This window comes from Pantoea sp. Ap-967, from assembly GCF_011752565.1.
Lineage (GTDB): Bacteria > Pseudomonadota > Gammaproteobacteria > Pseudomonadales > Pseudomonadaceae > Aquipseudomonas.
This window is the reverse complement of record NZ_VWXK01000011.1, coordinates 91642-117488: the sequence shown is the minus strand read 5'-3', so window position 1 is coordinate 117488 and position 25847 is coordinate 91642. Positions and strand designations below refer to the sequence as shown.

Below are 25847 nucleotides of genomic sequence, written 5' to 3'. Positions count from 1 at the left end.
GCCCATGAAAATTCTGACCTTTGCCCCGCTGCTGTGCCTCCCCCTGCCCTTGCTGGCCGCTGAACGCGACGACGCCCTCAAGCTCCCCGACACCCTGATCAGCGCCAACCGCCAGGTCGAATCGCGCACCGCCACCAGTGCCGCCAACACCGTTTTCACCCGCGCCGACATCGACCGCCTGCAACCGAGCAGTGTCACCGACCTGCTCACCCGCGTGCCGGGCGTGCAAGTGGCGCCAACGGGCGGGCGCGGCAGCCTGCCGGGCATCTTCATCCGCGGCACCAAGGCCGCCCAGAGCCTGGTGCTGGTCGACGGCGTGCGCATCGCCAATGCCACCTCCGGCGACAGCGGCCTGCAGTTTCTCGACATCGACCAGATCGAGCGCGTCGAAGTGCTGCGCGGCTCGCGCTCGGCGGTGTACGGCAGCGATGCCATCGGCGGGGTGATCCAGATCTTCACCCGCCGCAGCAGCGGCCCCGGGCTGCAACCGCGCCTGCGCCTGGCCGCCGGCAGCAACCAGACGTTCCAGCGCAGCCTGGGGCTGTCTGGCGGCGATGCCGCCACCCGCTTCAACCTTGGCGCCAGCCTGGACGAAACCGCCGGCATCGACTCGACCGGCCCGTCGTTCGCCAGCGATGGCGACCATGACGCCTACCGCAACCGCTCGTTCAACCTGAGCCTGAGCCATACCTTCAGCGAACGCTTCGAGGCCGGCCTGAACCTGCTCGACAGCCAGGGCCGCAGCGAATACGACAACCCGTTCGGCCGCTTCGACCCGGTGAGCTTCGAAAGCGTCGGGCAGAAGCCCTACACCGATTTCAACGTCAGCAGCCTGGGCAGCTACCTGGACGCCCAGCTCACCGACCAGTGGCACTCGCGCCTGGAACTGGGCCACAGCGAAAACCGCGACGACAAGCGCGACACGCTCAGCGACGAGCGCTTCGTGTTCAACACCTACCGTGACCAGCTCACCTGGCAGAACGACCTGGCCCTGGGCGAGCGGCACAACCTGTTGGTCGGCGGCGACTGGTACCAGGACCGCGTGCACGGCAGCACCGACTTCAGCCAGGACAGCCGCTGGAACCGCGCCGCGTTCATCCAGCACCGCTACAGCGGCGAGGCATTCTCCACCGAGTTGGGCGTACGCCGTGACCAGAACCAGCAGTTCGGTGGCCAGACCACCTGGAGCGGCAGCCTGAGCGTGCCGCTGAACCCGCACAACGACGTGCTGCTGTCCTACAGCGAAGGGTTCCGTGCGCCGACCTTCAATGACTTGTACTACCCGGATTTCAGCAACCCGGGCCTCAAGCCCGAACGCTCGAAAAGCTACGAGCTGCAGTGGCGCAGCCAGCTGACCCGTGACAGCCGCCTGGAAGCCTCGCTGTACCGTACCGACCTGCGTGACGCGATCATCTTCGGCGAGGGCTCGATCCCGCGAAACGTCGCCGCCGCCCGCATCAATGGCCTAGAGCTGGCGCTGGATCAGCGCTGGGGCGAGTGGCACAGCCAGCTGGGCCTGGCACTGACCGACCCGCGCGACCGCGACAGCGGCCATACCCTCGCCCGCCGTGCCCGGCGCACCCTGAGCCTGGATGTGGACCGCCAGCTCGCGCGCTTCAACCTGGGCGCCAGCTGGCAGGCCGTCAGCGCCAGCTACGACGATGAAGCCAACCGCAACCGCCTGGGCGGCTACGGCTTGCTCGGCCTGCGTGCCGGGTGGATGGCAACCGACGAAGTGAAGCTGGAAGTGAAACTGGACAACCTGCTGGACAAGGCTTACAGCCGGGCGCTGTACAGTTATGAGGGGAGCGGCTACGGCTACCGCGAAGAAGGCCGCACGGCCTTGTTCAGCGTCACCTGGACGCCGGCACTTTAGCCGCCAGCAGCGCGCACAGGCGCGCGGTGGCTTCGATCATCTGCCCGCTGGGCCGCTCCAGGCCTTTGTCTGGCACCACCAGCAGGCCATTGCGGGCCACGGCCGTGAGCCGCGGCCAGGCCTGCCAACTGGCAAGCTGCGCCGGGTCCCCAGCCAGAATCACCTGGGGGTCGCGCAGCAGCACCGACTCCACGCTCACTTGCGGCGCCGGCAGGCGCTGGTCGGCGAAGATATTCTGCGCCCCGCACACCGTCAGCGCATCGCTGACCACCTGCTGCCCACCCAGGGTATACAAGGGCCGGTCCCACACCTGGTAGAACACCCGCAGCGGCTTGTCACGGCGGTACAGCTGGCGCAGCTGCTGCAGGCGCTCGCGCAGCCCCTGCACATACTCGCGGCCCCGCTCGCCACGGCCAACCTGCACGGCAAGCGCTTCGATCTGTTCGAGCAACTGGTTCAGGTCGTGGGGTTCGGCGCTGTAGGTGGCGATACCCAGGCGCTTGAGCTGGTCGCGCTGGGCCGGGGCGACACTGCCGGGCCACAACAGCAGCAGGTCAGGCCGCAGGCTGAGCAGGCGTTCCATGTCGAGCTGCCCCTGGCGCCCGACCGACGGCAGGCCGCGCAGGGCTGCTGGGCGTTCGCCGCCGTCGAGTATGCCTACCAACAGGTCATCGGCCTGCAGCTCCAGCATGATTTCGCTCATGGACGGCGCCAGGCTGACCACCCGCAACGGTTCACCAGCCTGCGCGGTGCAGGCCAGCAGCGCCAGCAGCGCCAGCAGGCCAAGCAGCCAGCGCATCAGCTGAGCTGGCGGGGAATGCGGTAGAGGTAGAGCAGCACGGCAGTGGACAGCGCCAGAAGGATCTGCGCAACCGCCTCCAGGCCCACCAGCACCGACAACGCTGCCACCCAGGCGGGGAAGCAGGCATACAGCATGGCCATGCGCCGCACCCGCGCCAGGGTGAGCCAGGCGGCCGGCTCTTCAGCCGTACCCAGCACGTTCGAGGTGGCGATCAGGGCACGTTTGTAGGCACCGAAGCGCGGCAGGCTGAGGAACATGGTGGCAGCACCGGCGATGAACAGCGGCATGGCCAGCACCGGGATCAGTGCATCACCCCCACCGAAGGCCCAGGCCATCACCGGCAGCGGCACCAGGCCAACCGCCAGGTATTGCCACCAGGCCAGCGCCAGGCGCCGCTTCACCTCGGCGCGTGTCACGCCTGGGGCACCTCGCCCTGGTGTTCGTTACCCAGCATGTGGCCAAGCTTGCCGGCCTTGGTCGCCAGGTAATAACGGTTGTGCGGGTTGTGGCCGGTGTGCAGCGGCACGCGCTCGGCAACCTTAATGTTCATGTCGGTCAGGGCCTTGACCTTGCGCGGGTTGTTGGTCATCAGGCGCAGCGATTTCACGTCCAGGTGCTCCAGCATCGGCAGGCACATGGCGTAGTCGCGCTGGTCGGCGGCAAAGCCCAGGCGCTCGTTGGCCTCGACGGTGTCGGCACCACCATCCTGCAGTTCGTAGGCGCGGATTTTGTTCAACAGGCCAATGCCACGGCCTTCCTGGCGCAGGTACAGCAGCACGCCACGGCCTTCGCGGGCGATGGCCTGCAGGGCGGCTTCAAGTTGCGAACCGCAGTCGCAACGCTGGCTGAACAAGGCATCGCCGGTCAGGCACTCGGAGTGCAGGCGCCCCAGCACCGGCTCGCCGTCGGCAATATCACCCAGGCTGAGCACCACGTGCTCGCGGCCGGTGGCTTCATCGAGGAAGCCATGCATGGTGAAGATCGCAAAGGGAGTCGGGAGTTTTGAGGCGGCGACAAAGACGACGGGCACGTTGTGCTCCTGGTGCAAGTAGGAAAATTCTCGTGAGCCGATTGTATCAGCAGGTTGGCGACTGTGCGCAGGCTGAATACCGAGGGGTAAGATCGAAAAGTTCGATGCTTATCTTTACTTGCACAGCGTTTGAAATAGGCGCGATCCCTGTGGGAGCGGGCTTGCCCGCGAACACGGGCGAAGCCCGTGCCAGGCACCGCGTCGCTTTCTTCGCGGGCAAGCCCGCTCCCACAAAGGCCGCTCCAGGCCATAAACCCTTGGTGTTATTGCGGCTTGCTGTCGGCAGTGAACGGATACGGCTGCTTCCAGTGCTCGAAAATCGGCTTCAATTCGCCGCTGTGCACCAGCTCGGCCATGCGCTTGTCGAACAGGTCGCGCAGGGCTTTGCCCTGGTCGTTGCGGGAAAACGCCAGGTACAGCGGCAACTCGGCCACGTGGGTACGGCGAAAACGCTGTGGCTGGGGTGCTTGGCCGAGCACGTAGTCGACCTCGGTCTGGGCGTCGATGTAGAAGTCCACCCGCTCATGCTCAAGCATTGGCAGGATACCTTCACGGCGCTGGATTTCGCGGAAGTTGTGCGCGTTGGGCAGGTAGCTGGCGTAGTCGTAGCCACGCACCCAGGCCAGGCGGAACTGGCCCACGGTGTCCAGGGTCGGCACCGGCTTGCTGGCAAGCCCCAGGGCGTAGATGTGGTCCATGTCGAAGTGCCAGCGCGGGTACAGGTTGTCGTCGTTCTCGTCCTTGTACGAGCCCACCCAGGCATCGGCCTCGCCGCGCTTGACCAGCCCGACCGCGCGGCTGTACGGCGCGCTCTGGGTCATCACCTTGACCCCGGCCGGCTCGAATACCTTGCGCAGCACGTCCCAGGCCACCCCGGTGCCGTCGGCGTTGGTGTAGTCGATCCACTCTTCGCTGACCAGGTGGACCTGCTTCGGAACAGCGTCGGCCGCCCCTGCCCAGGGGGCAAGGCCCAGCATCATTGCCAGCAGCACAGTCCTTATGGCCATCGAAGCACTCCTTGTTTCAGCCCACCGCCCACACCAGCAGCTGCATGCCCAGCCAGGCGAACACACCGGCCAGGATATCGTCGAGCATGATCCCGACACCGCCATGCACATGCCGGTCGATCCAGCGAATCGGCCATGGCTTGAGGATGTCGAAGAAACGGAACATCAGGAACCCGGCAAGGATCCACTGCCACCCTTCCGGCACCAGCCAAAGGGTGATCCACATGCCCACCATCTCATCCCAGACAATGCCTTCATGATCGTGCACGCGCAAGTCGTTGGCGACCTTGCCGCACAGCCAGAAGCCGAACAGCATCATGACGCCCAGCAGCAACCAGTAGCCCCAGTCTGGCAGCATCTGCCACAGCGGGATGAACGGAATCGCCACCATCGAGCCCCAGGTGCCGGGGGCCTTGGGCAGGGTGCCGGAGCCGAAGCCAAAGGCGATGAAGTGCCACGGGTTGCGCCAGACCGATGGCGGAACGAACTCCGCAGGCACCTGGTTCGGGTGGTCGGTCACGGTGTCTCCCTAAAATGTTGATAACCCCGCTGGGCGGGGGTGATGTCCTGGCCCTGGGCATCGCGCAGGGTCACGCCCTGGCCTTCGAGCACACGGCCGATGACGTGCACCTCGACCACGCCTAGGCCCGTCAGCGAGGCTAGCGCCGCAGGCGGCAGGGTGAAGGCCAGCACGTAGTCGTCACCGCCGGTGAGCGCTGCCTGGCGGGCCGCGTGCAGCCCGAGGAATGCCTCCAGAGCAGGAGACACTGGCACCTGCACCAGGTTCACCTCCAGCGCTACCGCCGATGCCTTGGCGATATGCCCGCAGTCGGCGAGCAGGCCATCGGAGATGTCCAGCGCCGCCGTGGCCTTGCCACGCAGCAGTTGGCCGAGGGTGAGCTGGGGCATCGGCGACCAATACTGGTTCAGCAACGCTTCGGCCTGCTCGGCCGGTGCTTCACGCTCGCCCAGCACCAGCGGCAAGGCCCCCGCCGCCCTGCCCAGCGAGCCACCAACGCACAGCAGGTCACCGGGGCGCGCACCGCTGCGGCGCAGCGCCTGGCCAACCGGCACCCGGCCGAACACGGTCACGGTGATGCTCAACGGGCCACGGGTGGTGTCGCCGCCGATCAGGCTCATGCGGCAACGGTGGGCCATGCGGCTGAGGCCGTCGGCATAGGCTGCCAGCCAGTCAGGGCCGACGTCGGGCAGGGTCAGGGCGAGGGTGAAGCCGATGGCGGTCGCGCCCATGGCCGCCAGGTCGCTGGCCGCCACGGCCAACGAGCGCTGGCCCAGCAGGAGCGGGTCGCACACGGAGGGGAAATGCACGCCGGCGACCAGGGTGTCGGTCGACACCGCCAGTTGTTCACCGGGTGGAAGGTCCAGCAGGGCGCAGTCGTCGCCAATGCCCAGGGCCACGCCCTCACCGCCTTGCGCACAGGGCGCGGCGGCGAAGTAATGGTTGATCAGCTCGAACTCACCCATGGGCAGGCAGCGCCAGGATCAGCGCTTGTTCGCCTTGACTTCTGCTTCACGCAGGGCCGGGGCGAGCTTGTCCAGCACACCGTTGACGAACTTGTGGCCGTCGGTGGCACCGAAGACCTTGGCCAGTTCCACGCCTTCGTTGATCACCACGCGGTACGGTACGTCGACGCGCTTGATCAGCTCCCAGGTGGACAGGCGCAGCACGGCCAGCTCGACCGGGTCGAGCTCTTCCAGGGCGATGGTCATGCAAGGCACCAGCGCCTTGTCGATCTCCGCCTTGATTGCCGGAACCCCGTGCAGGATCTCGCGGAAATAGGCACCGTCGACATCGGTGAAATCGTTATCGACCCGGAACTGCGCTTCGATCTCGTTCAGCGAATGCTGGGCCATGTGCCATTGGTAGAGGGCCTGGGTCGCGAGCTTGCGGGCTTCGCGGCGCTTGGCGCTCTTCGATGGCTTGCCGGCATCCGCAGGTTTTGGATCGCGCGGGTTGAAACGATCGCTTTCGTCGCTAATCACTTGGCCTCCAACTGCGCCAGCAGGCTGACCATTTCCAGAGCGGACAGGGCAGCTTCACCGCCTTTGTTGCCAGCCTTGGTGCCGGAGCGCTCGATGGCTTGTTCGATGGAGTCGACGGTCAGAACGCCGAAGGCCACCGGTACGCCGAACTCCATGGACACCTGGGCCAGGCCCTTGGTGCATTCGCCCGCCACGTATTCGAAGTGCGGGGTGCCGCCACGGATCACGGCGCCCAGGGCGATGATCGCGTCATATTCGCCTTGTTGGGCGACTTTCTGTGCCACCAGCGGGATTTCGAACGCGCCCGGGGCACGGATGATGGTGATGTCGCTTTCGCTGACACCGTGGCGTACCAGGGTATCAACGGCACCGCTTACCAGGCTTTCGACGACGAAGCTGTTGAAGCGGCCAACCACCAAAGCATAGCGACCTTTGGGGGCGATGAAGGTACCTTCGATGGTCTTCAGGGTCATTCCGATATTCTCATCTTCAAGAGCGAGGCCGCATGCAAGCGGCCTCGACAGGGGTCTGGACTCGAGTAGAGGGGCGTCAATGCCACCTCACGTCACTCGGAGGGCACGTATTCTACAACTTCCAGATCGAATCCGGATATCGCATTGAACTTCATCGGCGAACTCATCAGGCGCATCTTGCGCACGCCGAGGTCACGCAGGATCTGCGAACCGGCACCGACGGTGCTGTAGGTGGTCGGCGCCTTGGTTGGCGCATCGCCTGCGCTTTCGCGGATGTGCGCCAGCAGCACGTCGCCGTCCAGCGGGTGGCCCAGCAGCAGCACCACGCCGCTGCCGGCCTCGGCCACGGCGGCCATGGCCGCACGCAGGCTCCAGCGGCCCGGCTGCTTGACCAGCAGCAGGTCGCGCAGGGGGTCCATGTTGTGCACACGCACCAGGGTGGGCTCTTCGGCGCAGATGTTGCCCAGGGTCAGGGCCATGTGCACGTCGCCTTCCACCGCGTCACGGTAGGTGACCAGGTTGAATTCACCCAGCTCGCTCTCGATTGGCTGCTCGGAAACGCGCTGCACGGTGCGCTCGTGGATCATGCGGTAGTGGATCAGGTCGGCGATGGTGCCGATCTTCAGGCCGTGCTCGGCCGCGAACACTTCCAGCTCGGCGCGGCGCGACATGGTGCCGTCGTCGTTCATCACCTCGCAGATCACGCCGCTGGGCTCGAACCCGGCCATGCGCGCCAGGTCGCAGGCCGCTTCGGTGTGGCCGGCGCGGGCCAGGGTGCCGCCGGGCTGGGCCATCAGCGGGAAGATGTGGCCGGGGCTGACGATGTCGTCGGCCTTGGCGTCCTTGGCCGCTGCAGCCTGCACGGTGCGGGCGCGGTCGGCAGCGGAAATGCCGGTGGTGACGCCTTCGGCAGCTTCGATCGACACGGTGAACTTGGTGCCGAAGCCCGAGCCATTGCGCGGCGCCATCAGCGGCAGCTTCAGGGTTTCGCAGCGCTCGCGGGTCATCGGCATGCAGATCAGGCCACGGGCGTGCTTGGCCATGAAGTTGATGTGCTCAGGCAGGCAGCACTCGGCCGCCATGATGATGTCGCCTTCGTTCTCGCGGTCTTCGTCATCCATGAGGATGACCATTTTGCCCTGGCGGATGTCTTCAACCAGTTCTTCGATGCTGTTGAGCGCCACTCGGCACCCCCTTCTCAATCAGGATTTCAAGAAGCCGTTGGCGGCCAGGAAGCTTTCGGTGATGCCACTGCCCTTGCTCGGCTCGGCCGCCTTGTCGCCCAGCAGCAAACGCTCCAGGTAACGGGCCAGCAGGTCGACCTCAAGGTTCACCCGACGCCCTGCGCGGTAGTCGGCCATGATGGTTTCGGACAGGGTGTGCGGGACAATGGTCAGCTCGAACTCGGCGCCATTGACCTCATTGACCGTCAGGCTGGTGCCGTCGACGGTGATCGAGCCCTTGTGGGCGATGTACTTGGCCAGCTCCTTGGGCGCACGCACGCGGAACTGGATGGCGCGGGCGTTATCGCTGCGCGAGATGATTTCACCCACGCCGTCGACATGGCCGCTGACCAGGTGGCCGCCCAGGCGGGTGGTGGGGGTCAGGGCCTTTTCCAGGTTGACCTTGCTGCCGCTCTTGAGGTCGATGAAGGCGGTGCGCTTGAGTGTTTCGACGCTGACGTCGGCCCAGAACCCGTTGCCCGGCAGTTCGACGGCGGTCAGGCACACGCCGTTGACGGCGATGCTGTCGCCGAGCTTGACGTCACCCAGGTCGAGCTTGCCGGTTTCGACGTAGACGCGCACATCACCGCCCTTGGGGGTGAGGCTGCGGATGGTGCCGATGGATTCGATGATGCCGGTGAACATGGGGACTTCCTCAGAAACGGGTTGCGCGGGGCAAGCCGGGCATTATACGCCGGGCGCCGGCAGAGGGATGGCCGTGACCCGCCAGTCATCGCCCACTGCGCGCATTTCGGTGATTTTCAGCCGCGGCGCCTGGCTCATCTGCTCCAGCGGCCAGTCCAGCAATGGACGGGCCTGGGAACCGAGGAAGGTGCCGGCAACGAACAGCTGGTACTCGTCGACCAGGCCCAACCGGGCAAAGGCGCCGACCAGGCCAGCACCGGCTTCGAGCAGGATTTCGTTGCTGCCACGGGCGGCCAGGGCCTGCAGCAAGGCGGGCAAGTCGACCCGGCCATCGCTGCCGGGCAGGCTCAGCAGCTCATGGCCGGCGGCGGCATAGCGTGGGTCATCGCCCTGGGCCGTCACCACCAGCGCCGGGCCGGCCTGGAAGAACGGTGCGTCCAGGGGCAGGCGCAGGCGGCCGTCGACAAGCACGCGCAGCGGGGTGCGGCTCAGGGCCAGGGCAGTGGTTTCGGCATCCAGGCCCAGCTCGGCGCCGCGCACGGTCATCCGCGCATTGTCGGCCAGCACGCTGGCGGCGCTGGTCAGCACCACGCTGGAGCGGGCGCGCAGGCGCTGCACCGCCGAACGGGCAGCGGGGCCGGTGATCCACTGGCTTTCGCCGCTGGCCATGGCCGTGCGCCCGTCCAGGCTCATCGCCAGCTTGGCGCGCACGAACGGCAGGCCGTGCTCCATGCGCTTGAGAAAGCCGGGGTTGAGGGCGCGGGCTTCGGCTTCGAGCACGCCGCTGGCAACACGGATGCCGGCCTCGGCCAGGCGTTGCAGGCCTTGGCCTGCCACTTGCGGGTTGGGGTCCTGCATGGCGGCGACCACGCGGGCCACCCCTGCCTTGACCAATGCCTCGGCGCACGGCGGGGTGCGGCCATGGTGGCTGCACGGCTCCAGTGTCACGTAGGCACAAGCCCCGCGGGCCCGCTCGCCGGCCTGGCGCAGAGCATGTACCTCGGCATGCGGCTCGCCGGCGCGCACGTGCCAGCCCTCGCCCACTACCTCGCCATCGCGAACGATCACGCAGCCCACGCGCGGGTTGGGATGGGTGGTGTACACACCCTTGCGCGCCAGCTCCAGCGCGCGGGCCATGTAGTGGGCGTCGAGGATCGCGGTCTGGCTGGGCATGCTCACTCTTTAGCCGGCTCGCGGGCCAGGCGGTCGATTTCTTCGCGGAATTCGTCGAGGTCCTGGAAGCGCCGGTACACCGAGGCGAAGCGGATGTAGGCGACTTCATCGAGCTTGCGCAGCTCGGCCATGACCATTTCACCCACCACCAGCGACTTCACTTCGCGCTCGCCAGTGGCGCGCAGGCGGCTCTTGATGTGCGCCAGCGCCGCTTCCAGGCGCTCGATGCTGACCGGGCGCTTTTCCAGCGCACGCTGCATGCCGGCACGCAGCTTCTCTTCGTCGAAGGGCTGGCGGGTGCCGTCCTGCTTGATCAGCCGCGGCAACACCAGCTCGGCGGTTTCGAAGGTGGTGAAACGCTCGCCACAGGCGACGCATTCACGGCGGCGGCGCACCTGTTCGCCCTCGGCGACCAGACGCGAGTCGATGACCTTGGTGTCGTTGGCACCGCAAAACGGACAGTGCATGGTGGCAGGCAACAAAAAAAGGGAGGGCCATGGTAGCGCATTGCACTGGCAAGACAAGCCAAAGGGGTTAACATCCATAGAATTCTGCCCGTGAAGGACCCACCCATGCATCTTCGTGCGCTCCTCGTGCTGTGCTGCGCCGCCCTGCTCGCCGCCTGCGGCAGCGATCGGCCCAAGACCGAAGCCGCCCCTGCGCCCGCCCCGGCCACCACCGCCCGCAAAGCCGAGCCACTGGGCCCGCTGCCGGCCTACCAGCGCGAACTGAGCGGCACGCTGCTGGACATCCCGCCCGGCACCGACGTGGAACTGGCGCTGCTGGTGATCGATGAGCGCAACCGCCCGCAGCAACTGCTGGCCAGCAGCACCCTCTCCGGCACCGGCCAAGCCCTGCCCTACCAGCTGCGTTTCAACCCCGAAGCCTTCCCGGCCGGTGCGCGGGTGGAGCTGCGTGGCCGCGTCAGCCGCTCCGGCGAGCTGATCATGCACCTGCCGCCCGTGCGCATTGCCCAGCCACAAACCCAGGCCACCGGCCCGCTGCGTTTCGAAGCGGTGCCCTGAAGTGGCGCCGCTTGCCCTGCAACAGGCGCTCAGCAGCCTGATCGGCGAGGCGCGCCTGGTGGCCAGCGAACTGCCGGAATGTGCGCTGAAACTGTGGCTGATCGATGACCAGAACATGGACCGCGCGTTCAGCAGCGAGGAAACCCGGCGCATCCTCGAAGAGCCGCCGTACTGGAGCTTCTGCTGGGCCAGCGGCCTGGCCATGGCCCGCTACCTCGCGGCCAACCCGCACTGGGTGGCGGGCAAGCGCGTGCTGGATTTCGGCGCCGGTTCCGGCATTGCCGGCATTGCTGCAGCCCACGCCGGGGCGCTGGAAGTGGTGGCCTGCGACCTCGACCCGCTGGCCCTGCAGGCGTGCCGTGCCAACGCCGCACTCAATGGCGTGGAACTGGGCTATAGCGACGATTTCTTCGCCGAAGCCGACCGCTTCGATCTGATCCTGGTGGCCGACGTGCTGTACGACCGGGCCAACCTGCCGCTGCTCGACGCCTTCCTCAGCCGCGGCCGCCAGGCGCTGGTAGCCGACTCGCGGGTGCGTGAATTCAGCCACCCGCTGTATCGCCAACTGGGCGTGCTGGAAGCGCTGACCCTGCCAGACCTGGCCGAGCCGCACGAATTCCGCCGGGTCAGCCTGTACCACGCCAGTCGCGAGCCTTTATAGTGGTGCCATTCACGGATTTGCGAGAGTCGCGATGAGCCAAGACCTGCCGTACATTTTCGACGCCACCGATGCCAACTTCCAGCAACTGGTGATCGAGAACTCCTTCCACAAGCCGGTGCTGGTGGATTTCTGGGCCGAGTGGTGCGCGCCATGCAAGGCCCTGATGCCGCTGCTGGCGAAGATCACCGAGGGCTACCAAGGCGAGTTGCTGCTGGCCAAGATCAACTGCGATGTCGAGCAACAAGTGGTGGCGCAGTTCGGCATTCGCAGCCTGCCGACCGTGGTGCTGTTCAAGGACGGCCAACCGGTTGACGGCTTTGCCGGCGCACAGCCGGAGTCGGCCATCCGCGCCATGCTTGAGCCGCACGTGCAGATGCCTGCCGCACCCGCTGCATCGCCGCTGGAGCAGGCCAAGGCGCTGTTCGCCGAAAGCCGTTTCGCCGAGGCCGAGGCGCTGCTGCAGGCGCTGCTGGGCGAAGACAACAGCAATGCCGAGGCGCTGATCCTGTATGCCCGTTGCCTGGCCGAGCGGGGCGAGTTGGGTGAAGCCCAAGTGGTGCTGGATGCGGTCAAGACCGACGAGCACAAGGCCGCCCTGGCCGGCGCCAAGGCCCAGCTGACCTTCCTGCGCCAGGCTGCCAGCCTGCCGGAAGTCGCCGACCTGAAAAGCCGCCTGGCGCAGAACCCACAGGATGACGAGGCGGCTTACCAGCTGAGCATCCAGCAACTGGCGCGCCAGCAGTACGAGGCGGCGCTGGAAGGGTTGCTGAAGCTGTTCCAGCGTAACCGTGGGTATGAGAACGGCTTGCCGCAGAAGGCGATGCTGCAGGTTTTCGAACTGCTGGGCAGTGATCACCCGCTGGTGGGCGTTTATCGCCGCCGGTTGTCTTCGGCCATGTTCTGAGCTGAAGGCCGTTGCGACAGGGGCTGCGCCGCCTTCGGGTTTGCGCAGTCCCGGTAGGAGCTAGCGCAGCTCGCGATGGGCTGCAAGGCAGCCCCGGCAATATTGGCGGCAAAGCTGAGAGCCTGGGGCCGCTGCGCGCCCCATCGCGAGCTGTGCTCGCTCCTACCATGCACGTTGCCCGCCCAGGCAACCTCACCCCACCCAGTGATACACCGGCGCATCCGCGCCACTTTCCACCTTCACCTCACTGCAGTGGCGCAACCGCACCAGCAACCGCTTGCCCGCCGCCGTACTCCCGGCCAGCCCCTCCAACCGATCGAGCAGCTCTGGCCCGCTCATCTGCCCCGCCTGGCGCAGCACATCGCGCGCCGCCGTCCACTGCCCGTCATCCTGGCGCGGCGCCGCCGCTACAGCGCCAACGGCCGCCGGCACCACGGCCGGCACATCCACCTGGCGCCCCAGTTGCGCCCACTCGTGCGGTTCCAGCTCGACCGTCAGGTCCACCGGCCAGTCACCAATCTGTCCACGAATTCTCACGATGATTTCCTTGCAAGCAGGTCAATGTCAGCCATGCTACCGCAACATGAAACCTGCGCCACCCGGGCTGGCGGCCATGAGAAAAGTTGTTATAACATAACTGAATATTTCCCCCAGCCCATTCCTGGAGTCGTTCATGCGCCGTCTGCTGCTTGCCCTGCCCTTCGCCCTGCTGCCCCTGGCCGTGGCCCATGCCCACGACGAACATGACCACGACCATGCCCACGGCACCCTCGGTGCCCATGAGCACGGCGTGGCCAAGCTCAATGTGGTGCTCGACGGCAACACCCTGGAGCTGGAACTGGACAGCCCGGCCATGAACCTGGTCGGCTTCGAACACCTGGCCAGCAGCGATGCCGACAAGGCCAAGGTCGCCGCTGTGCGCCAGCAGCTGGAACAACCGCTGAAGCTGTTCGGCCTGGCCGCTGCAGCAGGCTGCAAGGAAGACCAGCAGGAATTGGAAAGCCCGCTGTTCGGCGACGCGGCCAAGGCTGACGACGACGGCGATGAACACGAAAAAGGCCACGTGCACAGCGACATCAACGCCCATTACCAGCTGACCTGCGCCACCCCGGAAAAACTCGCCCAGCTCGACCTCGCCCCGCTGTACAAGGCGTTCCCGGCCACCCAGAAGATCAACGTTCAGCTGATTGGCCCGAACGGCCAGAAAGGCGTGGAAACCTCGCCTGCCAAGGCCGTGGTCGCATTCTGAGATGAACCAGGCGTTGATTGAACTGCAGGACCTGGTGTTCGCCTGGCCTGGCCAGGCGCCGTTGCTGGATATTCCGGCATTTCGCCTGGAAGCCGGCGAAGCCTTGTTCCTCAAGGGCCCCAGCGGCAGTGGCAAGACCACGCTGCTGGGCCTGTTGGGCGGTGTGAACCGGCCTGGCCAGGGGCGTATCCAGCTGCTTGGCCAGGACCTCGCCGCATTGGGCCAGGGTGCCCGTGACCGCTTTCGGGTCGACCACACCGGCTACATCTTCCAGCAGTTCAACCTGCTGCCGTTCCTGTCGGTGCGCGAGAACGTCGAGCTGCCGTGCCGCTTCTCGCGCAGCCGCGCAAGCCGTGCGCAGCAACGCCATGGCAGCGTAGACCAGGCCGCCAGCGAACTGCTGGCGCACCTGGGCCTGGGTGACCCGGCACTGCTCGCGCGGCGCGCCGACAGCTTGTCGATCGGCCAGCAGCAGCGCGTTGCTGCAGCCCGCGCCCTGATCGGCCAGCCCGAACTGGTGATCGCCGACGAGCCAACCTCGGCACTGGATGCCGACACCCGCGAAGCGTTCATCGGCCTGCTGTTCGACGAATGCCGGGCGGCCGGCTCCAGCCTGCTGTTCGTCAGCCATGACCAGAGCCTGGCACCGCTGTTCGACCGTCACCTGTCCCTGGCCGAACTCAACCGCGCCGCCAAGCCCCGGGAGGCCTGATGTACCTGCTCCGCCTTGCCTTGGCCAGCCTGGCCAACCGCCGTTTCACGGCATTTCTCACTGCCTTTGCGATTGCCTTGTCGGTGTGCCTGCTGCTGGCCGTCGAGCGCGTGCGCACCGAAGCGCGCGCCAGCTTCGCCAGCACCATCAGCGGCACCGACCTGATCGTTGGCGCCCGCTCGGGGTCGGTGAACCTGTTGCTGTATTCGGTGTTTCGCATCGGCAACGCCACCAACAACATCCGCTGGGACAGCTTCCAGCACTACGCCCAGGACCCACGGGTGAAATGGGCGATCCCGATCTCGCTGGGCGACTCGCACCGCGGCTACCGGGTGATGGGCACCACCACCGACTATTTCGACCATTACCAGTACGGCCGCAAGCAGCACCTGGAACTGAGCCAGGGCCGTGCGTTCGCCAGCGACCCGTTCGAGGTGGTGCTGGGGGCAGAAGTGGCCGACACCCTGCACTACAAGCTCGGCGACAAACTGGTACTGGCCCATGGCGTGGCCGCCATCAGCCTGGTCAAGCATGACGACAAGCCGTTCACCGTGGTCGGCGTGCTCAAGCGCACCGGCACCCCGGTGGACCGCACACTGCACATCAGCCTGGGCGGCATGGAGGCCATCCACATCGACTGGCACAACGGCGTGCCAGCCCGTGGCGCCGGGCGCATCAGCGCCGACCAGGCGCGCACCATGGACCTGCAACCCACGGCCATCACCGCCTTCATGCTCGGCCTGAACAGCAAGATCGCCACCTTCAGCCTGCAGCGTGAGATCAACGAATACCTCAGCGAGCCATTGCTGGCGATTCTGCCGGGGGTGGCCCTGCAGGAGCTGTGGAGCCTGATGGGCACGGCCGAGCAGGCGCTGTTCGTGGTGTCGCTGTTCGTGGTGCTGACCGGGTTGATCGGCATGCTCACTGCGATTCTCACCAGCCTCAACGAGCGCCGCCGGGAGATGGCGATTCTGCGCTCGGTGGGCGCGCGGCCCTGGCACATCGCCGGGTTGCTGGTGCTCGAAGCGCTGGCACTGGCAGTGGCCGGGATCGCTGCGGGGCTTGGCCTGTTGTATGCGGGAATCGCGGTGGCCCAGGGGTACGTGCAGGCCAACTATGGTTTGTACCTGCCATTGGCCTGGCCCAGTGCCCATGAATGGACATTGCTGGCTATCATCCTCGGCGCGGCCCTGCTGATGGGCAGCGTACCGGCCTGGCGCGCCTACCGGCAGTCGCTGGCCGATGGCCTGTCGATTCACCTTTGAGAGTGTGTGCAATGACCTGGAACCTCACCGCCTTCTTCGCGGGTAAACCCGCCCCCACAGGCTTGAAGGGGCTGAGGAACCCTGTAGGAGCGGGCTTGCCCCGCGAACACCGGCAAAGCCGGTGCCAGGCACCGCATCGCCTGGCGAAGCGGCCAGCACAAGCAGCCCACCTGCTGTTGGCAGCACTGCTGTGCATCGCTCTGCCCAGCTGGGCAGACGAGGCCCGCGAGCTGGACTGGCCTGCCCTCATCCCCGAGGGTGCGCCGGTCATCCCGCCGCAGCTCACGCCGTTGCACGACATGTCGCAGCTGGGCAACGCGCTTTCTGCCGAATCTGCCCCACCCGCCCGCCAGCAGGCACCCGATGCACCTGTGGTGAAAAGCCTGGACGGCCAACAGGTAAAGATCCCCGGTTACATCGTGCCGCTGGAAGTGAACGAGGAAGGCCGCACCACCGACTTCCTGCTGGTGCCTTACTACGGCGCCTGCATTCATGTGCCTCCGCCACCCTCGAACCAGATCGTGCACGTGATTACCGAAATGGGGGTGCGCGTGGAAGACCTCTACCAGCCCTACTGGATCGAAGGAAAGATGCAGGTTAGAGCCTCCAGCAGCGAATTGGCCGACGCCGGTTACCAGATGGAAGCCGAGAAAATATTCGTTTATGAGCTGAAGTGAGAACTGTTTCGAATTCGTGACGACACTTCTTTGAGCTGGGTCAAGTAACTGGCCCGGGCTGCTCCTTACCATTGGACTACTCGATTAATAACGTCCTTTGGGAGCTTCCATGAACAAGTCTTTGCTCGGCGCCTCACTCGTGGCCCTGGCGCTCATCACCCCTGTTGCCCACGCCTACCAGGCCGGTGACATGATTCTGCGGGCCGGTGCCATCACCACCGCGCCGAACGAGAACAGCGGCGACCTGAAATTCGATGGCAACAAGGTGTCGGGCACCAAGGCGACCCTGGACAGCGACACCCAGCTGGGCCTGACCTTCGCCTACATGCTCACCGACCATGTGGGCCTTGAGCTGCTGGCAGCGACCCCGTTCAAGCACACCGTGGGCGTCAAGGGCCTGGGCGGCGGCCTGGACGGCAAGCTGGCCGACATCAAGCAACTGCCACCGACCCTGTCCGTGCAGTACTACCCGATGGAGCCGAACTCCAAGTTCCAGCCGTATGCCGGCGTGGGCATCAACTACACCCTGTTCTTCGATGAAGACCTCAGCAGCAACCGTAAACAACAGGGCTTCAGCAACCTCAAGTTGCAGGATTCGGTCGGTATCGCCGGCCAACTGGGCATGGACTACATGATCACCGACAACCTGCTGGTCAACGCCTCGGTCTGGTACGTCGACATCGACACCAAGGCCAGCGTCAATGGCCCAAGCGCCTTGGGCTACAGCAAGACCAAGGTCGACGTGGATGTTGACCCATGGGTGTACATGGTCGGCCTGGGCTACAAGTTCTGACCTGAACAACGCAGGGCGGCTGCGGCCGCCCGCGTCCTGCCCTGCCATAGCCAGCACCCCAGGGCCGCCGCGCTGAACGCCGCGCCCAACAGGCACACCGCCGGCCATCCCCAGCGGCCATACACGCCGCTCGCCAACACCGCCCCCACGCCACTGCCCAGCGAATAACAGCACATGTAGGCACCGATCAGTCGGCTGGCCAGCGCTGCGCGCCCTGCCAGCAGCAGGCTCTGGTTGGTGACATGCACCGCCTGCACGGCGAAATCCAGCAGCACGACGCCCAGCGCGAAGGCCAGTAGCGATTGCCCAACGAAGGCCGTGGGTAGCCATGACAGGGTCAGCAACGCCAGCGCCAGCCCGGTAGTGCGCTCCCCCAGGCCGCGGTCGGCCAGGCGCCCGGCACGGGAAGCGGCCAGCGCGCCAGCGACACCGGCCAGGCCGAACAGGCCGATCTGCGTATGGCTGAGGGCCAGGGGAGCGGTGCTCAAGGGCAACACCATGCTGCTCCACAGCACACTGAACGCCGCGAAGATCAGCAGGCCGAACAAGCCGCGCTGGCGCAGCAGCCGGTCGTGGCGGTACAGGCTGAACAACGAACCGATCAGCCGCAGGTAGCCTGGGCGATGAGCCGCAGGCTGGGTGCCTGGCAAGTAGCGCAGGAGCAAGGCGGCCATCAGCAGCAGTGCCCCGGCGGCGGCAAAATAGACGCTGCGCCAACCGGCCAGGTCGGCCAGCACTCCCGAGGCCAGGCGCGCCAGCAGAATGCCCAGTACCACACCACCGGTCACTGTGCCCACGGCCTGCCCTTGTTGTGCTGGCGCGGCCAGGGTCGCGGCGTAGGCCACCATCACCTGCACCATCACCGCCATCAGCCCGGTCAGGGTCAGGGCGACCAACAACAGCGCCCACTGCTGCGCCATGCCGACCCCGACCAGCGCCAGCGCCGAGAGCAGCAACTGGCCCAGCAACAATCGCTTGCGCTCGACCAAGTCGCCCAGGGGAACGATCAGGACAAGCCCCAGGGCGTAACCCGCCTGTGTGACACCGACTACCCAGCCAACCTTGCCCTGCGCCACGCCCAGGTCACGGGCCATGGACTCGAGCAGCGGCTGAGCGATGTACACCGTCGCGACGGCCAGCGCGCAGGTGGTGGCAAGTAGCAGCGTTATCCAGCGCCTCATGGCTTTCACTCCTTTGATTTCTGGTTTCAAATTGAAACTACATGCTGGATATTTAGCAAACCTGGTTTTAATCTGCAACCAGATGATCAGGCGAGGATTTACCGATGCTCGATGAAGTGAACAGCCAATGCCCCGTGGCACGGGCGCTTGAGGTGCTGGGTGAGCGTTGGGCGCTGATGATCCTGCGCGATGCCTTTGATGGCCTGCGCCGGTTCAGCGAGTTCCAGAAGAACCTGGGGTTGGCGAAGAACATCCTCGCCTCGCGGCTCAAGCTGCTGGTGGAATGCGGCTTGCTGGCGATGCAGCCGGCGTCGGATGGCAGTGCCTACAAGGAATATGTGCTGACCGAGAAAGGGCGTTCGGTGTTTCCGATCGTGGTCGGCTTGCGTCAGTGGGGGGAGCGGTTTCTGTTCGAGGCGGGGGAAGCGCGCTCGGCGCTGGTGGACAGGGCCAGCGGGCAGGCTGTGCAGATGTTGGAAGTGCGGGCCGACGATGGTCGGGTGCTGAGGGCCGAGGATTGCCAGCGTACCCTGGTACGGCATACGTGAGCTGGGGCCGCGTAATCCGGCCCCACACTATCCCTGTAGGAGCGGCCTTGCGCCGCGAATGGGCTGCAACGCAGCCCCGGCTATCTCAAACCTTGCCCAGCAACCGAGCCAGACCTTGGACAATCGAAGTCGGCTGCGCCAGCTCAAAGCGCGCCAACAACCGCTGGTTGTCCGCCCGCGAATGGCGAATGTCACCCGACCGCGCCTCACCGTAGCTGACCGCAGGCAAGCTGCCCAGCACCTGCTCCAACGCCTTGAGCATCTGGTTCAGCGAGGTGGCCCGGTTCAGCCCGACATTGACTGCGCCCTCTTCCACCTGTGGCTGCTCCAGCGCCTGCATCAATACCTGCACCAGGTCCCCCACGTAGAGGAAGTCGCGGGTCTGCTCGCCGTCACCAAACACCGTGATCGGCAAGCCTTGGGTGGCGCGCTCGCAGAAGATGCTGATCACCCCCGAGTACGGCGAGGATGGGTCCTGGCGCGGCCCGAAGATGTTGAAGAAGCGGAACACCACAGGCTCCAGGCCATGCTGGCGGCGGTAGAAGTCCAGGTACTGCTCGCTGGCGAGCTTGTCCACCGCATAGGGGGTCAGCGGGGCCTTGGCGGTGTCTTCGCTGATTGCCTGGCCTTCGCCATTGTTGCCATAGACCGCCGCGCTGGAAGCGAACAAGACCCGGCGCACGCCGTGCACGCTCATGGCTTCGCAGACGTTGAGGGTGCCGATGAAGTTGCTCTGGTGGGTTTTCACCGGGTCATCCACCGATGCCTGCACCGAGGCCACGGCCGCCAGGTGGACCACCCCGCCGCAGCCCTGCATGGCACGCAATACCAGGCCCGCATCGGCCACGTCACCTTCGATCAGCTCCAGGTGCGGGTGATCCAGTTGCAGGTTGCTGCGCTTGCCCATGGACAGGTCGTCCAGCACGCGCACCGCATAACCTTTGGCCAGCAAAGCATCACACAGGTGGGAGCCAATGAAGCCGGCGCCGCCGGTGATGAGAATGGGGGCGTCAGCCATGGCGGTAGAATCGGTCCAGTAGGGGCGGCAAGCCGGCGCGCCAGGCACGCGGCTTGATGCCGAAGGTGTGAAGGATTTTCTTGCAGGCCAGCACAGCGTGCTGTGGCTCTTCGCTGGCATCCGGGCGCGCGGCATGGGCCTGCGCGGTGGGCGCCTGCACCGCCAGCTGGCGATACTGGCCAGCCTCGGTGAGGATCGCCTGGCCCAGCGCCAGCGGCGTGGTGGCCTCGTTGCCGGCGTAGTGGTAGGTGCCCCACAGTGGCGCGCTGCAATCGAGCTGCTTGAGCACCGACAGAATCACCCGCGCAGCGTCGTCGACCGGCGTCGGGTTGCCACGCCGGTCATCGGCCAGCAGCAGCTCCTGGGGCTGTTCGGCGCGGGTGAGGAAACGGCCCAGGGCACCGTCGATACTCTCGTCCAGCAGCCAGCCGAAGCGCAGCAGCACGTGCTGCGGGCAGGCCGCGCGCACGCTTTGCTCGATGCGCCAGAGCGCCTGGCCACGCAGGCCCAACGGTACGGGCTCGTCCTTTTCGCTGTAGGCCGTGGCCCGTGACCCGTCGAATACCCGGTAGCTGGAAGGCTGAACCAGGGTGATCTGATGGTGCTGGCACAACTCCGCCAGGCGCTCGACCGCCCGCTCCTGCTGGGCCAGGCGCGGTTCGCTGACCGACTCTGCCTGGAACCAGTCGAAGTAGTAAGCCAGGTTGACCAGGGCATCGGGGCGGTGATCGTCGAGCAGCTGAGTGAGGCTGGCCGGTGCCCAGCCATCTTCGGGCGGGCGCGGTGCCAGGAATGCGATGTCCTCCTCGGCCCCGAGACGAATCAGCGCTTGCCCGAGGGCATTGCCACCACCCAACAGCATCAGGCGCATACGCATAGAGTCAGCAGATCCGAACAGGTTGATTGGAGTAAAGGAGTCATTCTGCTGTTTCCGGGCGGGGAAGTCCAACCCTGGGGGGTTGGGGGACAGTGAGCCCTGAAATGGCCTCCATTTCGCGGGAAATTCCCTACAGGTCAGAGCTACCAGGTCCTGCATTCAGCGCGAGAAAAAGCTGCGTCAATAGCGCCTTCGTCCAAACCAAATCTCGCCACATCCCTACATAAAGGATAATACGATGACAGGGAGTTACTGCACCGCATTACAAGATGTCGTTCACTTTCGCTTCAGTACAGTACAAGCTTATAAACTCGATAAAGCATCTAGACATCTCTCACGCCTCGGCGGACCTGACGCCCCAGGCTCTGCAGATTTGTCCATTCACTATGCCTTCGATTTGAAAAATTATCTGACTACTGCTCAGCTATCACAATTATCAGCATTCATTGACGGTAAGGTTTGCGCCATCGATTTTAGCTCCATGCTGCCGCTTCGCACCGACCCGGTCCCAGACTCTCTTCCACCGATAGATGAGCTGGCTCATGCCCCAGAAACAATCTATTTGGCATCGAGACATCAGGTTCTACTTGGTCTTGTGGGATACCGTTCTTTCGCCTTCGATATCGACAACGATGCCAAACAGTTGCGGCTTGTCGCTAACTTCAAGGGTGGCGGTGAGCGCCCACTGGTTCATGAGGCCCCGCATCAACCCGCCGAATTGAGTTCCCATGCCGGCGTTTGCCTCGGGCCTCATACGGAGCCACCTTATAACTGCTCGGTAGTGGCCGAGGGAGGCCATTCGCCTGCTCCAAGCGCACTGATTCTGACGGCACGGTGGAATCCACAAGGAGAACCAACTCGATTGACACCCATGCGACCTGTCATTGCAAAGCTCAATGGCCTAGAAGCACTGGCGCTTTCATCACGCTCTTACCGTTTCAGTCGGAGTGAGTGCTTCATCAAGGATGATAGCCCGCCTCCCGCAGCGAGCTCTATCCTGCAGTTCGATGGGCATTTCGGATACACCTTGCGCTACAGCACTTATCGCTATTCTCTGGATAACCATGCGGTACCTCATGCAAAAAAAGCACTTCATACTCTGCGGCGGTTAATCACCCAAGTTGAAGCCTGCACGTACACACTGGATTCTAGCTCAGCACTTCTCATCAATAACAGCCAGGCACTTCACGGGCGCGACATCATCCAAGATAACCGAAGACTTCTGATTCGGCTCTTTGCCTATTCGCCTCAAACTGAACCGCTTGTATTGCACTCAGACCCTCTTGTCGTTCGCGGATAAAGGAAAGGTTGCCAATAATGGAAATCGAGCTATCAACCCTTCTCATCCTTGCCACAATCGCCTTGCTGGCCGGATTCTTCGATGCAATAGCTGGTGGCGGAGGCCTGCTGACACTTCCTGCATTGCTGGTTGCCGGAATCGACCCTTTGGCGAGCATGGCCACCAACAAGCTTCAGGCATCGTCCGCCACTGTTTCCGCGGTGTGGGCCTTCGCTCGCAAGGGAATGATCCGATGGCGCACGGATTGGCCGATGGCGACATTGTCATATGCTGGCGGCGTCGCCGGGGCCTTGTCGATCAGCCTGCTCGACCGCGCCATCCTGGAGGTTGCGGCACCTGTTCTGCTGATTGCTGTTGCAGCGTATTTCGCCTTGAGCCCCAAACTGGGTGAAGCCGAGCGCCGGCAGCGAGTCTCCACCTTGTGTTTCACCCTGATGGTGGCGCCACTCATTGGCTTCTACGACGGCCTGTTCGGCCCCGGTACTGGCTCGTTTTTCATGGTGGCTTTTACCCTGCTACTGGGGCGGCAGTTGATGCAGGCCATCTGTAGCAGCAAATTGCTCAATGCGGCCTGCAACCTTGGGGCGTTGACGGTTTTCGTCTTCGCCGGCGCCATCATTTGGCCGCTGGCGCTGGCCATGGCGGTTTGCGCCATCGTTGGGGCTCAGTTGGGTGCGCGCTGCGCGCTCTTATTTGGGCCGCGGCTGATCAAGCCGCTGTTGATCACGGTGTGCAGCCTGATGGCGCTGAAGCTGCTGCTCAGCGATGGGCATCCGATAGGGGTGTGGCTGAGCCAGCTTTGGCAATAGGCTGCACACGCGGCCCCGGTAGGAGCGACCGCAGGTCGCGATGGGCACTGGCAGGAATCGCCGGGGCTGCTGCGCAGCCCATTCGCGACCTCTGGTCGCTCCTACCGGAGGGTGTGCCAGAACATGTGCGGGCCTTGGGACGTGTTGGTCATTCGATTTCGAACAGGCTGTTGCGCAAGGGGCCTACGCTCAGGCGCTCGCGCACGTCGTCGTCGATGCGGGGGTCGTCCGGGCGGTACAGCTTTACCTGGCGGTAGGCATTGATGCGGTTGATCTCCTCGCCCAGGTACTCCCACACCACCCGGGTACACGCCGGGTTGCGCCGGTCGCCGCTGGAGACGCCAGCCTTGAGGCCGTTCAGGCGGGTGATGCGGCTTTTGAAGCTGGGAATGAGGATGGTCTGGCTCATCTCGTTGAAGGTCAATGACTCGTAGTCGATGAGAAACACCCGGTCCTGCAACTGAAACGCCGCACCCAGGTAGCGGCAGCGCACCTCGGCATGCTGGTCGGTGGCGCTGGAGCGCTCCTGCCGTTCCTGGCGTTCGAACAAGAAGCGCCCACGCTCCTCCCACAAATGCACCAGCGACACCAGGATGGTGCCAGGCACCGACATGCAGTTGGAATATTCGAAGTAATAGCCGCAATAACGCGAAAGATTGCCGGCATGCTCGTGCAACGGCCGGAACAGTTCACTGATCGGATCGCTGGGCTGATCGGCCAGCGCCGACACCCGCGCGCCGATCAGCCGGGCGAACTGTTCCGCGGGCAGGTTCAGCTCGTAATCCTCAACGCCGAAGAAATCGCCGATGCGCTTGAGGTTGAAAGCCGTCGGACGGCTCTGGCCGCTCAGGTACTTGTTGAATTGCGCGCGGTTGATGGACAACTGGCGGCAAACTTCCGAGATAGAGCGGTAATGGCTGCAGGCCAGTTTCAGGTTGGTAGCGAAATGATCGCTCATGGCAGGGGCTCAGGTGACGCGAATGACGCAATTATAGCATCAAGTCGCATCAAGTCAGAGCAACCCGCGAAATTGTAACCACCCTTGTCATGGCCAACCATGCGCCCCAACGAATAGCGGTGCGCCTGCCGTCCGCTGATCTTTCCATGCGAAGAATAAGAATCGAGGTCATTTTCCAATGCTCGAAGCACTCAACGATTTCCTGTCCGGGAAACTTCTCATCGTGCTGATCGTCGGTCTCGGCGGTTACTTCACCATCCGCTCGCGGTTCGTTCAGTTCCGCCACTTCGGCCACATGTTCGCCGTATTCAAGGAATCGCTGCGTGGCCAGGCAGGCCAGTTGAGCTCCTTCCAGGCCCTGATGCTGAGCCTCGCCGGCCGCGTTGGCGCCGGTAACATCGCCGGTGTCGGCATCGCCGTGACCCTGGGTGGCCCGGGCGCTGTGTTCTGGATGTGGGTGACCGCCCTGGTCGGCATGGCCAGCAGCTTCTTCGAATGTACCCTGGCCCAGGTGTACAAGCGCGCCGATGGCGACGGTTTGTACCGTGGCGGCCCGGCGTACTACATCCTGCACGGCCTGAAGCTGAAAAGCATGGCCATCGTGTTCTCGATCCTGCTGCTGGTCACCTACGGCTTCGCCTTCATCGGCCTGCAGTCGTACACCGTGACCCATTCGCTGCAGAACGCCTTCGACTTCGACCCGCGCCACACCGGTATCGTTCTGGCCGTGCTGCTGGCAATCACCTTCATCGGCGGCATCAAGCGCATCGCCGCGGTGTCGGACCTGCTGGTACCGGTCAAGACCCTGGCCTACATCGGCGTTACCCTCTACGTGATCGGCACCCAGATCGACCACGTACCGGCCATGCTGGAAACCATCTTCAAGAGCGCCTTCGGCCTCGACCCAGCCTTCGGCGGCCTGCTCGGCAGCGCCATCGTCATGGGCGTGAAGCGTGGCGTGTTCGCCAACGAAGCGGGCCTGGGCAGTGCGCCCAACGTGGCTGCCGTGGCCGCCGTGAAACACCCGGGCGCGCAAGGCGTGGTCCAGGCGTTCAGCGTGTTCCTCGACACCTTCGTGATCTGCACCTGCACCGCGCTGCTGATTCTGCTGTCGGGCTTCTACACCCCAGGCTTCGAAGGTGACGGCATCGTCCTGACCCAGAACTCGCTGGCCGCCGTGGTGGGTGACTGGGGCCGCCTGTTCGTCAGCGTGGCACTGTCGCTGTTCGTGTTCACCTGCATCCTCTACAACTACTACCTGGGCGAGAACAGCCTGCAGTTCCTGAGCCGCAACCGCGGTGTGCTGCTGGCCTTCCGTGGCCTGGTACTGGCACTGGTGGTGTGGGGCTCGATGCAAGACCTGTCGACCGTGTTCGCCTTCGCCGACATCACCATGACGTGCCTGGCCTTCGTCAACCTGGTGGCCCTGGCCCTGCTGTTCAAAGTCGGCCTGCGCGTGATGCGCGACTACGACGAGCAGCGCAAGGCAGGCGTCAAGCAACCCGTGTTCGATTCGTCGAAATTCGCCGACCTGGACCTGGACCGCAACGCCTGGCCGGTCAATCCACAGGTGGAAACAGCCACTGACAAAACTGCGGGCCAAGCTCAGCCGCAGCGCTGATATCCTCCCCTGCCCA

30 protein-coding genes are annotated in these 25847 nt (G+C 64.8%); 13 read left to right on the top strand and 17 right to left on the bottom strand.

The genetic code is table 11. The features are described 5' to 3' along the window. Positions 1-4 precede the first annotated feature (4 nt). A complete protein-coding gene (locus tag F3J45_RS14020) occupies positions 5-1876 on the top strand; it encodes a TonB-dependent receptor domain-containing protein (RefSeq protein WP_167063281.1) in 1872 nt (623 codons plus the stop codon). Here F3J45_RS14020 and F3J45_RS14015 read toward each other — a convergent pair. The 12 genes from F3J45_RS14015 to nrdR all read right to left on the bottom strand — a co-directional run bounded on the left by F3J45_RS14015 (position 1854) and on the right by nrdR (position 10700). Next, positions 1854-2675, bottom strand: a complete 822-nt coding sequence (locus tag F3J45_RS14015) for a cobalamin-binding protein (RefSeq protein WP_167063278.1) — start codon at positions 2673-2675, stop codon at positions 1854-1856. The two genes, F3J45_RS14020 and F3J45_RS14015, sit on opposite strands and share 23 nt — an antisense overlap. Beyond that, positions 2675-3094 (bottom strand): MFS transporter, encoded by a 420-nt coding sequence (locus tag F3J45_RS14010; protein ID WP_167063275.1) that lies wholly within the window; start codon positions 3092-3094, stop codon positions 2675-2677. The genes F3J45_RS14015 and F3J45_RS14010 overlap by 1 nt, the downstream gene beginning before the upstream one ends. Next, a complete protein-coding gene (gene ribA, locus F3J45_RS14005; RefSeq protein ID WP_167063272.1) occupies positions 3091-3708 on the bottom strand; it encodes a GTP cyclohydrolase II in 618 nt (205 codons plus the stop codon). The genes F3J45_RS14010 and ribA overlap by 4 nt, the downstream gene beginning before the upstream one ends. Before the next feature lie 263 nt (positions 3709-3971). Next, positions 3972-4715: an ABC transporter substrate-binding protein gene (locus tag F3J45_RS14000; RefSeq protein ID WP_167063269.1), complete on the bottom strand. Its 744-nt coding sequence runs from the start codon at positions 4713-4715 to the stop codon at positions 3972-3974. A gap of 16 nt (positions 4716-4731) precedes the next feature. Then, the gene (locus F3J45_RS13995) at positions 4732-5235 is read right to left on the bottom strand and encodes a phosphatidylglycerophosphatase A (protein ID WP_167063266.1); all 504 of its coding nucleotides are present in this window, start codon (positions 5233-5235) and stop codon (positions 4732-4734) included. Beyond that, positions 5232-6200, bottom strand: a complete 969-nt coding sequence (gene thiL / locus F3J45_RS13990; protein ID WP_167063263.1) for a thiamine-phosphate kinase — start codon at positions 6198-6200, stop codon at positions 5232-5234. Before thiL ends, F3J45_RS13995 begins: the two co-directional genes overlap by 4 nt. Before the next feature lie 18 nt (positions 6201-6218). Continuing rightward, complete coding sequence (gene nusB / locus F3J45_RS13985; protein WP_167063260.1) at positions 6219-6719, bottom strand: transcription antitermination factor NusB; 501 nt, start codon at positions 6717-6719, stop codon at positions 6219-6221. After that, positions 6716-7192, bottom strand: coding sequence for a 6,7-dimethyl-8-ribityllumazine synthase (gene ribE / locus F3J45_RS13980; protein WP_027917814.1), 477 nt, complete (start codon positions 7190-7192; stop codon positions 6716-6718). Before ribE ends, nusB begins: the two co-directional genes overlap by 4 nt. A 92-nt stretch (positions 7193-7284) precedes the next feature. Then, positions 7285-8376, bottom strand: a complete 1092-nt coding sequence (gene ribBA / locus F3J45_RS13975) for a bifunctional 3,4-dihydroxy-2-butanone-4-phosphate synthase/GTP cyclohydrolase II (protein WP_167063257.1) — start codon at positions 8374-8376, stop codon at positions 7285-7287. 18 nt (positions 8377-8394) lie between these two features. Continuing rightward, positions 8395-9060 (bottom strand): riboflavin synthase, encoded by a 666-nt coding sequence (locus F3J45_RS13970; protein WP_016497780.1) that lies wholly within the window; start codon positions 9058-9060, stop codon positions 8395-8397. 42 nt (positions 9061-9102) lie between these two features. Further along, positions 9103-10233 carry a bifunctional diaminohydroxyphosphoribosylaminopyrimidine deaminase/5-amino-6-(5-phosphoribosylamino)uracil reductase RibD gene (ribD, locus tag F3J45_RS13965; protein WP_167063254.1) on the bottom strand — a complete coding sequence of 377 codons (1131 nt, stop codon included), beginning with the start codon at positions 10231-10233 and terminating at the stop codon, positions 9103-9105. 2 nt (positions 10234-10235) lie between these two features. Further along, the gene (gene nrdR, locus F3J45_RS13960) at positions 10236-10700 is read right to left on the bottom strand and encodes a transcriptional regulator NrdR (protein WP_054886565.1); all 465 of its coding nucleotides are present in this window, start codon (positions 10698-10700) and stop codon (positions 10236-10238) included. A gap of 105 nt (positions 10701-10805) precedes the next feature. Here nrdR and F3J45_RS13955 point away from each other — a divergent pair, with 105 nt between their 5' ends. The 3 genes from F3J45_RS13955 to trxA are packed head-to-tail and all read left to right on the top strand — an operon-like array spanning position 10806 to position 12823. Beyond that, positions 10806-11258, top strand: a complete 453-nt coding sequence (locus tag F3J45_RS13955) for a YbaY family lipoprotein (RefSeq protein ID WP_167063252.1) — start codon at positions 10806-10808, stop codon at positions 11256-11258. Position 11259: 1 nt separating this feature from the next. After that, entirely contained in the window at positions 11260-11919 is a 660-nt protein-coding gene (locus F3J45_RS13950) for a 50S ribosomal protein L11 methyltransferase (RefSeq protein WP_167063249.1), read from the top strand. Between the two features lie 31 nt (positions 11920-11950). Continuing rightward, on the top strand, positions 11951-12823 hold the full coding sequence (gene trxA, locus F3J45_RS13945; protein ID WP_167063246.1) for a thioredoxin: 873 nt from the start codon (positions 11951-11953) through the stop codon (positions 12821-12823). 192 nt (positions 12824-13015) lie between these two features. On the opposite strand, the gene F3J45_RS13940 is transcribed toward trxA, so the two are convergent. Next, complete coding sequence (locus F3J45_RS13940; RefSeq protein ID WP_167063243.1) at positions 13016-13360, bottom strand: hypothetical protein; 345 nt, start codon at positions 13358-13360, stop codon at positions 13016-13018. Positions 13361-13496: 136 nt separating this feature from the next. On the opposite strand from F3J45_RS13940, the gene F3J45_RS13935 reads away from it, so the two are divergent. The 5 genes from F3J45_RS13935 to F3J45_RS13915 all read left to right on the top strand — a co-directional run bounded on the left by F3J45_RS13935 (position 13497) and on the right by F3J45_RS13915 (position 17519). Further along, on the top strand, positions 13497-14072 hold the full coding sequence (locus F3J45_RS13935; RefSeq protein WP_167063240.1) for a DUF2796 domain-containing protein: 576 nt from the start codon (positions 13497-13499) through the stop codon (positions 14070-14072). Between the two features lies 1 nt (position 14073). After that, positions 14074-14784 carry an ABC transporter ATP-binding protein gene (locus tag F3J45_RS13930; protein WP_167063236.1) on the top strand — a complete coding sequence of 237 codons (711 nt, stop codon included), beginning with the start codon at positions 14074-14076 and terminating at the stop codon, positions 14782-14784. Then, the gene (locus F3J45_RS13925; protein ID WP_167063233.1) at positions 14784-16049 is read left to right on the top strand and encodes an ABC transporter permease; all 1266 of its coding nucleotides are present in this window, start codon (positions 14784-14786) and stop codon (positions 16047-16049) included. Before F3J45_RS13930 ends, F3J45_RS13925 begins: the two co-directional genes overlap by 1 nt. 11 nt (positions 16050-16060) lie before the next feature. After that, a complete protein-coding gene (locus F3J45_RS13920; RefSeq protein ID WP_167063230.1) occupies positions 16061-16726 on the top strand; it encodes a DUF3299 domain-containing protein in 666 nt (221 codons plus the stop codon). Positions 16727-16835: 109 nt separating this feature from the next. Continuing rightward, complete coding sequence (locus F3J45_RS13915) at positions 16836-17519, top strand: OmpW family protein (protein WP_167063227.1); 684 nt, start codon at positions 16836-16838, stop codon at positions 17517-17519. Here F3J45_RS13915 and F3J45_RS13910 read toward each other — a convergent pair. Further along, positions 17507-18700 carry an MFS transporter gene (locus F3J45_RS13910; protein WP_167063223.1) on the bottom strand — a complete coding sequence of 398 codons (1194 nt, stop codon included), beginning with the start codon at positions 18698-18700 and terminating at the stop codon, positions 17507-17509. The genes F3J45_RS13915 and F3J45_RS13910 overlap by 13 nt on opposite strands. A gap of 104 nt (positions 18701-18804) precedes the next feature. Between F3J45_RS13910 and F3J45_RS13905 the strand changes: the two genes are divergently transcribed. Further along, positions 18805-19248 (top strand): helix-turn-helix domain-containing protein, encoded by a 444-nt coding sequence (locus F3J45_RS13905; RefSeq protein WP_167063220.1) that lies wholly within the window; start codon positions 18805-18807, stop codon positions 19246-19248. An 85-nt stretch (positions 19249-19333) separates the two neighbouring features. On the opposite strand, the gene F3J45_RS13900 is transcribed toward F3J45_RS13905, so the two are convergent. Together F3J45_RS13900 and F3J45_RS13895 are read right to left on the bottom strand one after the other, a co-directional pair. Then, positions 19334-20266, bottom strand: coding sequence for an NAD-dependent epimerase/dehydratase family protein (locus F3J45_RS13900; protein WP_167063217.1), 933 nt, complete (start codon positions 20264-20266; stop codon positions 19334-19336). Beyond that, positions 20259-21143, bottom strand: coding sequence for a sugar nucleotide-binding protein (locus F3J45_RS13895; protein WP_167063214.1), 885 nt, complete (start codon positions 21141-21143; stop codon positions 20259-20261). Before F3J45_RS13895 ends, F3J45_RS13900 begins: the two co-directional genes overlap by 8 nt. Before the next feature lie 238 nt (positions 21144-21381). Here F3J45_RS13895 and F3J45_RS13890 point away from each other — a divergent pair, with 238 nt between their 5' ends. Continuing rightward, positions 21382-22443 (top strand): hypothetical protein, encoded by a 1062-nt coding sequence (locus F3J45_RS13890; protein ID WP_167063211.1) that lies wholly within the window; start codon positions 21382-21384, stop codon positions 22441-22443. A 17-nt stretch (positions 22444-22460) separates the two neighbouring features. Beyond that, complete coding sequence (locus F3J45_RS13885; protein WP_205300516.1) at positions 22461-23252, top strand: TSUP family transporter; 792 nt, start codon at positions 22461-22463, stop codon at positions 23250-23252. 148 nt (positions 23253-23400) lie between these two features. Here the strand turns inward: F3J45_RS13885 and F3J45_RS13880 are convergent, their stop codons facing one another. After that, a complete protein-coding gene (locus tag F3J45_RS13880; protein WP_167063208.1) occupies positions 23401-24210 on the bottom strand; it encodes a helix-turn-helix transcriptional regulator in 810 nt (269 codons plus the stop codon). A gap of 178 nt (positions 24211-24388) precedes the next feature. Here F3J45_RS13880 and F3J45_RS13875 point away from each other — a divergent pair, with 178 nt between their 5' ends. Further along, positions 24389-25831, top strand: coding sequence for a sodium:alanine symporter family protein (locus tag F3J45_RS13875; RefSeq protein ID WP_167063205.1), 1443 nt, complete (start codon positions 24389-24391; stop codon positions 25829-25831). Positions 25832-25847: the final 16 nt, after the last annotated feature.